The organism is Candidatus Albibeggiatoa sp. nov. BB20, from assembly GCA_016744725.1.
Lineage (GTDB): Bacteria > Pseudomonadota > Gammaproteobacteria > Beggiatoales > Beggiatoaceae > Albibeggiatoa.
The window spans coordinates 15,031-26,719 of record JADGDW010000047.1 but is presented as its reverse complement, the minus strand read 5'-3'; the positions used below and the strand labels follow the sequence as shown (position 1 = coordinate 26,719).

The 11,689-nt window shown below is 39.2% G+C and carries 14 protein-coding genes; 7 read left to right on the top strand and 7 right to left on the bottom strand.

From position 1 onward, the window contains the following. Positions 1-137: 137 nt before the first annotated feature. Positions 138-974 (top strand): P-loop NTPase fold protein, encoded by an 837-nt coding sequence (locus ABXH34_RS07435; protein ID WP_353571239.1) that lies wholly within the window; start codon positions 138-140, stop codon positions 972-974. Positions 975-989: 15 nt separating this feature from the next. On the opposite strand, the gene ABXH34_RS07430 is transcribed toward ABXH34_RS07435, so the two are convergent. The 5 genes from ABXH34_RS07430 to ABXH34_RS07410 are packed head-to-tail and all read right to left on the bottom strand — an operon-like array spanning position 990 to position 4,907. After that, complete coding sequence (locus ABXH34_RS07430) at positions 990-2,681, bottom strand: GMC family oxidoreductase (RefSeq protein WP_353571238.1); 1,692 nt, start codon at positions 2,679-2,681, stop codon at positions 990-992. Then, complete coding sequence (locus ABXH34_RS07425; RefSeq protein WP_353571237.1) at positions 2,678-3,247, bottom strand: gluconate 2-dehydrogenase subunit 3 family protein; 570 nt, start codon at positions 3,245-3,247, stop codon at positions 2,678-2,680. Before ABXH34_RS07425 ends, ABXH34_RS07430 begins: the two co-directional genes overlap by 4 nt. After that, positions 3,244-3,681: a thioredoxin family protein gene (locus ABXH34_RS07420; RefSeq protein WP_353571236.1), complete on the bottom strand. Its 438-nt coding sequence runs from the start codon at positions 3,679-3,681 to the stop codon at positions 3,244-3,246. The genes ABXH34_RS07425 and ABXH34_RS07420 overlap by 4 nt, the downstream gene beginning before the upstream one ends. Before the next feature lie 4 nt (positions 3,682-3,685). Further along, positions 3,686-4,399: a DUF3379 family protein gene (locus tag ABXH34_RS07415; RefSeq protein ID WP_353571235.1), complete on the bottom strand. Its 714-nt coding sequence runs from the start codon at positions 4,397-4,399 to the stop codon at positions 3,686-3,688. Continuing rightward, a complete protein-coding gene (locus ABXH34_RS07410; RefSeq protein ID WP_353571234.1) occupies positions 4,392-4,907 on the bottom strand; it encodes a sigma-70 family RNA polymerase sigma factor in 516 nt (171 codons plus the stop codon). Before ABXH34_RS07410 ends, ABXH34_RS07415 begins: the two co-directional genes overlap by 8 nt. 205 nt (positions 4,908-5,112) lie before the next feature. On the opposite strand from ABXH34_RS07410, the gene ABXH34_RS07405 reads away from it, so the two are divergent. Together ABXH34_RS07405 and ABXH34_RS07400 are read left to right on the top strand one after the other, a co-directional pair. Continuing rightward, entirely contained in the window at positions 5,113-5,244 is a 132-nt protein-coding gene (locus ABXH34_RS07405; RefSeq protein ID WP_353571233.1) for a hypothetical protein, read from the top strand. Positions 5,245-5,416: 172 nt separating this feature from the next. Beyond that, a complete protein-coding gene (locus ABXH34_RS07400) occupies positions 5,417-5,665 on the top strand; it encodes a hypothetical protein (protein WP_353571232.1) in 249 nt (82 codons plus the stop codon). Between the two features lie 180 nt (positions 5,666-5,845). Here the strand turns inward: ABXH34_RS07400 and ABXH34_RS07395 are convergent, their stop codons facing one another. Further along, the gene (locus ABXH34_RS07395; RefSeq protein WP_353571231.1) at positions 5,846-7,645 is read right to left on the bottom strand and encodes an autotransporter assembly complex protein TamA; all 1,800 of its coding nucleotides are present in this window, start codon (positions 7,643-7,645) and stop codon (positions 5,846-5,848) included. Between the two features lie 20 nt (positions 7,646-7,665). Further along, complete coding sequence (locus ABXH34_RS07390) at positions 7,666-7,893, bottom strand: hypothetical protein (protein WP_353571230.1); 228 nt, start codon at positions 7,891-7,893, stop codon at positions 7,666-7,668. Positions 7,894-8,409: 516 nt separating this feature from the next. Between ABXH34_RS07390 and nifV the strand changes: the two genes are divergently transcribed. The 4 genes from nifV to nifW all read left to right on the top strand — a co-directional run bounded on the left by nifV (position 8,410) and on the right by nifW (position 11,397). Continuing rightward, positions 8,410-9,555, top strand: coding sequence for a homocitrate synthase (nifV, locus tag ABXH34_RS07385; protein ID WP_353571229.1), 1,146 nt, complete (start codon positions 8,410-8,412; stop codon positions 9,553-9,555). Positions 9,556-9,644: 89 nt separating this feature from the next. Then, entirely contained in the window at positions 9,645-10,445 is an 801-nt protein-coding gene (cysE, locus tag ABXH34_RS07380) for a serine O-acetyltransferase (RefSeq protein ID WP_353571228.1), read from the top strand. Further along, the gene (locus ABXH34_RS07375; RefSeq protein WP_353571227.1) at positions 10,445-10,969 is read left to right on the top strand and encodes a hypothetical protein; all 525 of its coding nucleotides are present in this window, start codon (positions 10,445-10,447) and stop codon (positions 10,967-10,969) included. Before cysE ends, ABXH34_RS07375 begins: the two co-directional genes overlap by 1 nt. Before the next feature lie 92 nt (positions 10,970-11,061). After that, positions 11,062-11,397 carry a nitrogenase-stabilizing/protective protein NifW gene (nifW, locus tag ABXH34_RS07370; protein ID WP_353571226.1) on the top strand — a complete coding sequence of 112 codons (336 nt, stop codon included), beginning with the start codon at positions 11,062-11,064 and terminating at the stop codon, positions 11,395-11,397. Positions 11,398-11,689 lie beyond the last annotated feature (292 nt).

The window sequence follows — 11,689 nt, the reverse complement described above, 5'->3', positions numbered from 1 at the left end:
CTAATTCTTTAATGACAACAGGGCTTGGTCGCCCTGTATCCCGGCTTTCAGCCGCCAAGCCTCTAACCCACCCGTCTTTAGCGGGTGGTTGTTTAGTTAAAGCTCTGACTAATCAATAAAAGAGAGCGGTTAATCTTTTGAAGAAATTTTTATCACAACGTTCTTTTCAAGATGTTTTAGGTATTCAGGCAGAAATTTTTAAAGAATTAAGGCTATTACTGGAAGCATGGATTCCAGACCCTAAAAATAGCAAAAAAAGAATTCTGCTTATTATTGATGATATTGACCGATGTTCAGAAAATAAAATCATTGAGATTATTGATGCTTTGCGAGTCATGTTAGATGATGACGAAATTCATAAACGTTTAGTCATTATCGCTTGTATTGATGAAATAATATTAGAAAGAGCAATTTATTTAAAATACAGCCATCTTGCTCAACACTCTGAAAAATCAGCAGATATGGATAAATTAATTACTGAATATATAGATAAATTATTTCTAATTGCTATTAAACTGCCTGAATTGACTGAAGCTGAAAAAGAAGAGCTATTCAGAATTTATTCTGACTCAAAATGTTCTCATCCACTACCAACAACAAAGAAAGCAAAAGGAAGAAATAAATCCATTAGTAGTAAAACTTCTGAACAACAAGAGAATGTTTATGACATTGATGGTAATGAGCAGAAAAATCTTATTCGCTCTTTAAAGTGCATAAAAAATGTTACACCTAGAAAAATCAGAATTTTTTACTACCGTTACTTATTAGCAAGACGTTTAGCTCATATTTTTACAATGAACAATAAAGAAAAATTTGGCTCTCCTGATTATAATAAATATGTACGTCCTTTACTTATCTCTCTTATCATCAATAAAACGGAGCAATATAGAGTAACTATAAAGCCCAAACAACAAATAAAGCCAGAGTTATATCAATTCTTAATCAAAATCATCGATATTGTCGTGGCTTACTAAACAGAAATAACGGACTTATACAATAGCGGTCATAGGCTTGCCCAATTCCTTCAACAAATGATCGGCAACTCGAAACGCATTTGCATAAATCGTCCATGTATAAGGTACGCTGCCACCCGTGGGCATGAAGCTGCCATCCGTGATATATAAATTTTCAATTTGATGTGAACGGCAATTTTTATCCAAAACTGAAATCTCAGGATCATCACCAAACCGACAACCGCCTGCCACTAAATTAGTCGGTGGCGCACCTGAAGCAAACGCCACTACATTTTCAGCACCCATTTGTTTTAACACTGTCGCGCCTTTATCCGCTAAATACCAGCCCGCTTGCAAATTATGCAAATGCACATCAACCCGTACTTTTGCTGATGGAATACCCCACTTGTCTTTTAAATCAGAAGCAATCGAAACATGGCTATTATCAGTCGGCATCCAATCACAAAAACATTCTAATTTGATATATTTTCCGCCTGTAAAATGCTCCTTGAGTTTCTGTTTTAACGGCTTGCCCCACACTAAGCCTTGTGAACCTTGTACTTGACGACTGGCGCGAGCGATGGGATTCGGATGTAAATGTACAAAATCAATTGTGCCGCCTTTTTGGCGTTCACCATAATCCTTATCATCAATCACATACCAATCTTGAATTGAACGATTAATGAATGTACCAAATTGTTTTAACTCTGATTGTTCCGCTTCTGCATAATTTTTATACGCCAAACGTCCCGAACCACTGCCGCCGCCTGCAAATAATAAATTTTTACCAATTTGTCCATTATCATTGCCTAAGCCGTTGGGATGTTTCGCACCTGTAGAATTGAGCAATAAACGTGATGTTTCAATTGCTTGGCAAGCAACCACATAGATTTTCGCATCGACGCGCTGTAATTCGCCTTGTTTATCAAAATAGTCGACTGAAGTGATTTTGCCTTGTGCATTGGTGCTGATTTTCTTCACCATCGATTCGGTACGCACGTCACAATTGCCTGTTGCCACCGCTTGATCGATTAACGCAACACGAGCGGAACTTTTCGCCCCTGTGCTACAACCATAACTGCCACAAAAGCCATTGTAACTACACGAATGGCGATCCAACGCAGGACGAGATAAAATTGCCCGAGGCATTGGAATTGCGTGATAGCCCAGCTTGTCGCAAGCCTTGTCAATATGTTTGGAAATTGGATGTTCTTGCGTGGGGGGAAATGGAAAATCTTCACTGCTGCGTGGTTCTTGAAATGGATGCTCAACCACGCGTCCAGACACACCAACTACTTTTTCAACTTTATCATAATACGGTTCTAAATCTGCGTAACTGATTGGCCAATCGACTACGTTCGCGCCTTCAATTTTGCCGAATTCGCTGCGCTGATGAAAATCTACAGGCTTTAAACGATGAAAAAAACCACTCATAAAATTGCTTGAACCACCAACTAAACTGCCATTCCAGAAATTCCAACCAGAATGTAATGTAGGTTTTGTACGCCAATTATCTCCGCGCGGTAATTCTAAAATATGTTGTTCATCGCGCAAATCAGGGGTAAATTTTTCACGAATCCCCAGCAATTCATCTTTGGTAAATTCCTCGTTTTTAAACCAGCGACCCTTTTCTAGCACCACAACCGAGTAGCCCGCTTTGGACAATTCGTAAGCCACAGGCGCAGCCCCCGCACCACTACCAATAATACACACATCGAAGTCGTTCATAATTGATGAAACCTTTGATTCGCTTGAGGACGTGGAAAACCCGGATTGTGTTGCAGCCATTGCCAGCCAATCGTTTGCGGATTGCCGCCATACACAGGATCAGCCAATAACGCCTCAAAAATATAACCCAGCACAGTCATAATCCAAGCCCGTCCGCCATCTTGTTCAAAGGCACGTAAACTGGTTTCTCGATCAAATTGATTCAATGCAGTAAACGGCTTTTTAAACTGCTGCTGGCTGATTTCGTCCAATTCAATTGCACCCTGTTTAACTAATTTACGGTCAGCTTCTTCACGGTTGGCATCAGCTAAAACGGCATATAAATAATCTTGGGCATTCACGTCACTCGCACCGGGAGAATCCGATTCAGCGGGAAATAAATGTTCTTGTGCGGCGGCGATGGTTTCCCATTGTTGATGGGTTAAATCAAGCTCAACGGTTTGCTTGGATTGGATAAAATGGGGATTTAATGTTGGTTCAATCGGGTCTGCTTCGGTTGCCATTAATAGCGGCGAACTGGACACACTGATCGAACCTGTGGCAATCAGAAAAGCGCGGCGTTTCATATTGTACCTTGTTCTGCTGGTTTGGGAACTGCTGCGACTTGTTGCACCACCGCTTGTAATAGCCATAACATCCATTGCGGTTTGAGATAGCCATTTTTGTAAATAATCACTTCATCATCGGCATTTAAAATAATGGTTCCGGGACGACCGACTTTAGGAAAGCGTTTCACCAGCTCAGGATATTCTGCTTCATCGGCATACACCGCAATATAATTTTTTTCAATTTCGCTCAATACATCCGCATCTTTATAAGTCGTCGCTTTCATTTTTTTACAAAAGCCGCACCATGTCGCGGACATATTCAGTAAAATCAATTTATCTTCTTGCTGGGCTTTTTGCAAAGTGGCAGCTGACCAATCATGCCATTGTATTTCCGCTGCGGTTGCGGTTTGAAAATTTAATAAAAATGCCACTGCTATAAATAAACGAATCATTGTATTAACTCCTTTGCCAAGTCAAATTTTGGGCAAAATACTGTTGAAAAGTCTGTAAATTCTCACCATGTTCACCCACAATCACAATACTGCCTTTGTCGGTTGGCATGATGCGTCCTTGAAAACGTGGATCAGAAAATGAACGCGCTTGATTAGTGTCAATTTGCGGCAACATCATCACCGTCACCACGCCTTTGCTGGCTGGTAATACCATGTGAATCCCTGATTTATTAGCAATTTTACACGCGCCTAAATAATTCACTTCGCCAATATTTTTGGTTAATGTGCCACCATATTGATGTAGCATCATGTTCAAATGATCTATGGTTTTATGTTGTTGGTCATGTAAATGCGGTAATTCCTCGTAAACATGTTGCAATGCCAATTGATTTAAACTGACCTCTTCCGCAGGTTGTAAATTGATCAATAACACACTGATAGTTAAAAATAGACTGGCTGCCAGTGCATACCAAACATAGCGACGACGTTGTGATTGTCTTTGATAATCGGTTTTTAGTGTCCGTTGTAAAATAATACGCTCGCTCAAACGTTCTGGGATGGAGACTTGTAATACAGCTTGGTTTAATTGATATTCTAGTGCTTGTTGTGCCTCAACCCATTTTTGATTGTCTGTAGACTCATTTTTTTTTTGAATGAAGCCTTCATCCTGACAATTTGGCTCGATAAGCGCGTGTCGTCTGAATTCGAGGTCATCCATAATGCTTACCCTTCGCTGATTGTGGCGGAGTCGCCAATAGTTGTTTTAATTTATTACGTGCTCGATACAATCGTGTAAGCACGGTATTTTGGTTTAGTTCTAAAAGTTCAGCAATTTCGCTGGTCGTAAACCCTCCAATCAATTGTAATAATAAAGGCTCTCGAAATTCTAGCTCTAATTGAGCAATGGCTTTTTGCAACATGCGTTGTTCAGCTAATTGCTCTTGGGTTTCGCCTTCTGCAAATAAAATTGTGTCATCGATATTGACCATTTCTGGGCGATGTTTTTCGTACAAACGAGCATGTTCACGGCGCAAAATCGTAATTAACCATGCCTTTGCTGATTTCTCGTTTTGCAAATGGGTAAATGAATGCCACGCTCGCATATAAGTTTCCTGCACAAGGTCTTCCGCCACGCTACGGTTATGGCATAGCCAATACGCATAACGATATAAATCTGCGGACAATGCACGCACAAGGGCTTCGAATCGCTGTTCTTGATTGTTCATGTTAGATTAGACCTGAGAGACGGTTTTTTTATTCCCTGCCTTATTTTGTAAAATACTAAAAATTCAAACCACTGCTGTTTTAGTTGTTCTTAATTCATTGCCTTTTTTAGTTAACTTCTATATTAATAAACTATTATCTGCCATTAAATATATTATTGAGAACTTGTTTGTTTTTTACAATGGTTTCATTTAAAAGGAGTGTTTTATGAGTGGATTTAATTTCGGCAATGTGGGCGGTAACGTTTCAATGAACGCAGGTGGCGATATTGTTAGCGGTGATAAAAATACGACGATAACCACAACAATTACAATGGTCTTTCAACAAACAGTTTGTTGAGCAAGTTGATGAATTACGCAAGCAATTGAGAGCCATGAAATCAGAAATAGAGCAAGCTTAAGAGGTTGATAAGGGATGAAAAAAATGAGTAATTAATGAAATTAATGAAGAAAGTTAAATAACTTAAAATGGCACAGCAAGAAGCAGAAAAATTACCATTGGATATTCCCGCATGTCAGACCCAGAAGATAACCTTATATCGATTTGGGATGTTGATTCTGAATCATGGTTTAAAAAAGCCTGTAACATTGCCAACCGTAACTTTTTAAGAGATGAATGGGAAAAATATATAGGTGAAAATTATCCATATAAGAAAACCTGTGAAGACCGACCCAAAGATACATTAGGCGCAATTAAACTCGCCGCTGAAGCCCGTCAACTCCTCAAAGATGGCAAAACAAAAAGCCATCGCCAAATTTAAACAAGCCTAAGAATGGGATAATAATGTGGTGTGGGGAGATGAGGAGCTATAATTTTTGAATAGGATGTAACAGATTGAAAGGTCGCCAAGATAAAAAATCCTGTTTATCCAATCATCCGTTTAATCTTGTTCTAAAATTGTGCGTTATTTAAATCAGGTGCAGTAAAGTCTCGCTAACAATTACAAATCTGGGCCGATATTAATATGCAAGCGCACGGGATAATTATCATCATTTAACGCGGTTGCCACATCAACTCGAATCAAGCCAATCGGTGAGCGCCATCGTACCCCAACCCCAACCCCATGTTGTAATGCTTCAGAAAAATCATTAAAGGCATTGCCCACATCATAAAATACCGCTGCACTCCATTTACCCACGATTTGATGTTCATATTCCGCACTTCCAACAATCAAATTTTTACCACCAATCACATTGCCTTTCGTATCTTGAGGGCCTAATGCATTGTAATCATAACCCCGTACACTTTTATCACCGCCTGCAAAATAACGAATACTTGGCGGTAAATCACGAAATTCACCATCTAATAACGAAACAGAAGTATAACCCCATTCGCCACGAGTAATAAAACGGCCTTTTTCAAAGACTTGATGGATATATTTTCCGCTTAAATGAGGTTGGATAAAAGAATTATCCGAGCCAAGATTATTCAGTGCACCACGTATCGAAAAATCCAATTTATAGCCATTCAATGTATAAATACGATCATCCGCTTTAATAAACGACCACGACGCATTCGGCATCAATAAGGTGGCGTGTCCTGTGTCTTCACCAATCTGATACTTTTCATCACGATACTCAATGCCAATAACTTCTTGCAATTTAATATTGTTAAAAACGGTTCGAATCTGATTTTTCGATAAACCCACAATCAAACTTTCCGTATCATAAATATCATTTTCTTCTTTTAAATAACCCGCCTTAGCAGTTAAATACTGATTCTCATCATCACCAACAGGAATTAAATACTGTGCTGTGGCTGCTTGACGAATCTCAGAAAGTTGTAGGTCAAATTTAAATGAATGCCCATAACTGTTTATATAACGCCGTTCCCAGCCCAAACCGCCACGGATACCCGTATCCGTCCCATAACCAATGCTGGCATTATATAAATTGCGTTTGCGTGGAGCTAATTTAACGGTGACGGGAATATCATAATTTTTCTTAGCTTGCTTATTGTCAGGACGTTGAATACGGACATCGACATCATCAAAATATTGACTATTCACCAAGGCGGTACGAAATGCCAACATCGTATCCTCATTATAAGCATCACCGACTTCAAAGGTTTTATAACGATCTAATAACGATTCTTTAAAAGTATCTTGCTCATATTGTATCGCGCCAAATTTATAGCGTTTTCCACTATCAAACACCAATTTCACATTAGCAGAGTAATCAGATTCATCCAGCAAAATTTGGGTAGTCAGAAAATTAGCATCAAAATAACCGCGTGACTCAGCTAAGTTTCGCAGTACACGCTTGCCTTTTTCATAATTGGGAGAATTAAAAATATCACCTTGTTTAACAGGAAATTTGGCTAATAATCTTGCAAATATCTTATCTTTCTTAGCTTCTCCCTGTAATTCGACATCGACCGTTTTTAAAATCAAAGGATCGCCTAAATCTATCGTATAAGTGGCTGTCCATATCGTTTTAGCAGCCTCTGGTGCGGTCAGTTCACTATCAACTTGTGGACGATAATAACCAAACGGCCGAAGCGCGATTTGAATGTCTTCAGGTGCTTTTTTATGTAAACGTTTAATCCGCTTTTTTGTCAAACGCTCATTATTCTTTTGCTGCTCTATGCGTAGACTGGCAAGAATATTTTTTACAATTTCAGCCTCTTCAATGCCTTTAATCTCTACTTTAATTGCAGTAGTTGTTTTAAGGTCTTCATCTGCTGCAAGTACTGAAAAACTGATTAATACCCACCCTAAAAATATCCAAACGCCTCGCATAAACTTAAGCCTGTGGTTGTTTAAGATTGAATCTCTAAGTCCTCGTTTTCCATGATTTGAACAATATGGGTTTTGTTAATAATATGCCCTTTATCTTCGTAATCAATTAACACCATAAAGTCTTTGCTAAGCTTATTCATCGTGTCCGAGAGTCTTAAGGTTTTTTCAATGACGACAGTTCCTTTTAGAATTTCGCCATTAATTAAGTGCATGGTGACATGAATTGTTTTACGTGTAAGAGAAGTCATGATACCCCCTTGTTGCACTTGGGTTTAATTTTATCATAGCCATTACTGCTAGCCCAATATAGATTGAAATAATATCAGACTGATGAATACAATTTTTATACCGTATTTTCTTTATTCGCGAAAAATATTTTTCGTTTAAAATCAATCAATAAAATTCATTATTGTTTATCGTTTAGCTTAAATAATCACCCCGCACCACAATAAGTTTACATCATTAAATAATTATTTTTTATGAATCCAATCGGCAATATCAGTTTATTTTTAGCTTTGGCGGATGCTAATTTTTATAAAAACCTATAATGCAATCTAAAAGAAAGCCCATTTCAAATAAATTACATAAATATCCATATTTATTGTATTGTTATCTTTGCTACAAACTCCAAATTCAAGTCATTTAAAACCTGTCTCTTATCCTACAAAAATAAAGCAAACTTTTGATTTTAAAATAAAAATATCAATGGCTTATCATTTGCTATGCTCTTGTATAACGAACCACCGAAGTCAGGACAAAGTAACATGTCACAGCGTAACATCATTATTGACGACACCACTTTGCGCGATGGCGAACAGTCTGCAGGTGTCTCATTCAGCCTTGAAGAAAAATTAGCAATAGCCCAGAAGCTTGATGCCTTAGGTGTGCCTGAATTAGAAATCGGTATTCCCAGTATGGGGCAAGAAGAATACGATAGTATTCAAGCTGTGGCGGATTTAGGCTTAAACGCACATTTACTGGTTTGGAGTCGAATGCGCGAAGATGATTTAGAGCTGTGTCGTGATTTAGGCGTGAGCATGGTAGATGTTTCAATTGCTGTATCTGATTTACAAATTCAACGCAAATTAGGTAAAAGCCGTGAATGGGTACTGAAAAACATTGATTGGCACATTCGCAAAGTGTTGGACATGGGCTTAGAAGTCAGTGTTGGTGGTGAAGATGCTTCTCGTGCAGACATTGATTTTTTAAAACAAGTTACAGAAGTCGCACAAAATGCAGGGGCGAAACGCTTTAGATTTGCAGATACAGTAGGCATTATGGAGCCTTTTTCTGTATTTGAAGCGATTAGTGATTTATGCAGTGCAAGCGATTTAGAAATTGAAATGCACGCCCATGATGATTTAGGGCTGGCAACTGCAAACACTTTGGCAGCGATTCGAGGCGGTGCAACCCATGTTAATACAACCGTTAATGGTTTAGGTGAACGTGCGGGTAATGCGGCATTAGAAGAAATTGTATTAGGCATGAAGCGCTTATACAACCAAGATTTAGGCATCAATCCACTGGGTTTAGCTGAAATTTCGCAACAAGTCGCAACGGCTTCGGGTCGTCCATTACATTGGCAGAAAAGTATTGTTGGGCCGGGTGTATTCACTCATGAAGCAGGGATTCACGTTGATGGCTTGCTCAAAGACCCATTGAATTATCAAGGCGTTGATCCCGCTGATTTAGGACGCAAACACGAGCTGGTTTTAGGCAAACACTCAGGCACTCATACCGTGATACAGGAGTATTCGAAAATGGGGATCCAAGTCACACGCGAACAAGCCACGGTTTTATTAGGTGAAATTCGTCGGTTTGTGAGTCGAACTAAATCACGCCCTCAATCGAATTATTTAGAATCGCTTTATATGCGCTTGAATAATAATAGACTTTCGATTGTACACTAACGAATACTTAGGATTGGCAGTTCTAAACTAAAATCATTGGGCGCTTTTTTAAAGCCAAGGATTGCCAGCCCTTAAAACGGAGTCATAAAATGGAAACAGTTGTGGAATATCCAGAAATTGAGCATGAATTGAATTTGTGGGCGCAATGCAAAGAAGATGTTTTATGTGTATTTGACCGTGATCCTGCTGCCCGTAATTGGTTTGAAGTATTAACCACTTATCCCGGTGTTCATGCGATTTTGATTCACCGACTGGGCCATTTTTTATGGCATCGTGGTTGGCGTTATCCTTCACGTTTATTGTCGTGGTTTAGCCGTTTGGTGACCAATATTGATATACATCCCGGAGCAGAAATTGGTCGTCGGTTCTTTATCGATCATGGGATTGGTGTTGTCATCGGTGAAACAGCCATTATTGGCGATGATTGTACTTTATATCACGGTGTCACCTTAGGCGGCACGTCTTGGAATAAAGGTCGGCGGCATCCCACATTAGGCAATGGGGTGTTAATCGGGGCAGGGGCGAAAGTTTTAGGCGCGATTACTTTGGGTGAAAATGTCCAAGTTGGTGCAAATTCGGTTGTGATTAAAGATGTGCCGCCTAATAGTAGCGTGGTGGGCATTCCCGGTAAAGTGGTGAAACGCAGCAGTCGCAAGCCGCATTCCAAGCACGGTGTGGATTTAGAACATCATTTAATTCCTGATCCTGTAGGCAGAGCCATGAGCTGTATGTTAGAACGCATTGTAGAGTTGGAAAATCAACTTGATGCCGCAACATCTTCTTCAAGCCTCAAAAAAATTGAAGTGATTCCTGTACCAAAGCAAGAACAAGGTGATAACTGTCCTACATGCAATGCCGCTGATGTTTGCAATACGGAGGAGATTGCCTAATGGATTTATTCGATTTTTCAGGTACAGAGCAAGATGATTTATATTTTGAGGAAAATCAACCGCCTGAAGTGTCTGAATTATTAGAGCAAGCGGCTGAATTATATAGCGAAGGAGAAGGCGAAATGCAGTTGTTACGTGCCTATTTCCTCGCACCAGAAAGTTTAGCTGTTTTAGTGTCGTTGTATCGTTATTACTATTATCAGCACCGTTATCAAGATGTGTTAGTGGTTGCTAATTATGCCTTAAAAACCAGTGGGCAACGTTTACAATTACCTGAAGATTGGCGTGATTTAGAACCGCACCATATTAACTCAACCATGTCTATGGGTTTGATTCGGTTTTATTTATTGGCATTGAAAGGTGCTGCGTATGTCAAATTGCGGGTGGATGAGTTAGACGAGGGCGAGCAGATGATTGATAAGGTAATATTGCTTGACCCAGAGGACCGTTTAGGTGCATCTGTGTTAAAAGAAGTGCTTAATGAAAAGCGTAGAAAGCCGCGTTTGGTGGTTTCTAATCCGTAATAACTTCAGGACAAGTAGTCCTAATTGAACCATAAATACAGCGTATTTTAAAACTGAGGGCTGCCAGTTCTCTAATTTAAGAGGAATTTACCATGAGCGAACTAGAAGATTTCCAAGACGATTTAGATGATTTAGCTTCCGCTGAAGATTTTTTAAACTATTTTGAAGTGCCTTACAATGAGCCTACCGTGCATGTGAATCGTTTACATATTTTGCAACGTTTTCATGATTATTTAGATGAAGCAGAAATGAGTATGCCAGAAGCGATGACAGCTCGTCGTGCGCATTATAAAGCGTTGTTAGAAAAAGCCTATCAAGATTTTGTAGCTTCTGATGCCTTAACCGAAAAAGTATTTCGCGTATTCCACATGCACGAAGCGCAAGAAGTGAAGATTTCTGTCGATAGTTTGCGGCAACAATTGAGTTAGTTTTTCAGGTCTTGAGGATTTGAATAATTTAAAAATATTGCTCGTTCTAAACTCAGAGGCTGTAAAAGAACTGCAAAAATTGCTCGTTTGCTCGTTCCCAAACTCAGTTTGGGAATGCCTGCCTTGCAAGCTCTGCTTGCTGAATAACTTAGACTTATTTTAGAAAAGACTTTTAGTTTAACTCGCAAAACAGAGCTTTGCTTACAGGCATCATTTAAGTAGCACTGGATAACCAATATTTACCGCTTATCAACTTATTTTGATAAGAAGACTCAACTATTATCTTGCCAAA

Coding starts and splice junctions, on each gene's coding strand:
- ABXH34_RS07430 (WP_353571238.1), bottom strand. CDS start 2,681: ATGAACGACTTCGATGTGTGTATTATTGGTAGTGGTGCGGGGGCTGCG.
- ABXH34_RS07425 (WP_353571237.1), bottom strand. CDS start 3,247: ATGAAACGCCGCGCTTTTCTGATTGCCACAGGTTCGATCAGTGTGTCC.
- ABXH34_RS07420 (WP_353571236.1), bottom strand. CDS start 3,681: ATGATTCGTTTATTTATAGCAGTGGCATTTTTATTAAATTTTCAAACC.
- ABXH34_RS07415 (WP_353571235.1), bottom strand. CDS start 4,399: ATGGATGACCTCGAATTCAGACGACACGCGCTTATCGAGCCAAATTGT.
- ABXH34_RS07410 (WP_353571234.1), bottom strand. CDS start 4,907: ATGAACAATCAAGAACAGCGATTCGAAGCCCTTGTGCGTGCATTGTCC.
- ABXH34_RS07405 (WP_353571233.1), top strand. CDS start 5,113: ATGAGTGGATTTAATTTCGGCAATGTGGGCGGTAACGTTTCAATGAAC.
- ABXH34_RS07400 (WP_353571232.1), top strand. CDS start 5,417: ATGTCAGACCCAGAAGATAACCTTATATCGATTTGGGATGTTGATTCT.
- ABXH34_RS07395 (WP_353571231.1), bottom strand. CDS start 7,645: ATGCGAGGCGTTTGGATATTTTTAGGGTGGGTATTAATCAGTTTTTCA.
- ABXH34_RS07390 (WP_353571230.1), bottom strand. CDS start 7,893: ATGACTTCTCTTACACGTAAAACAATTCATGTCACCATGCACTTAATT.
- nifV (WP_353571229.1), top strand. CDS start 8,410: ATGTCACAGCGTAACATCATTATTGACGACACCACTTTGCGCGATGGC.
- cysE (WP_353571228.1), top strand. CDS start 9,645: ATGGAAACAGTTGTGGAATATCCAGAAATTGAGCATGAATTGAATTTG.
- ABXH34_RS07375 (WP_353571227.1), top strand. CDS start 10,445: ATGGATTTATTCGATTTTTCAGGTACAGAGCAAGATGATTTATATTTT.
- nifW (WP_353571226.1), top strand. CDS start 11,062: ATGAGCGAACTAGAAGATTTCCAAGACGATTTAGATGATTTAGCTTCC.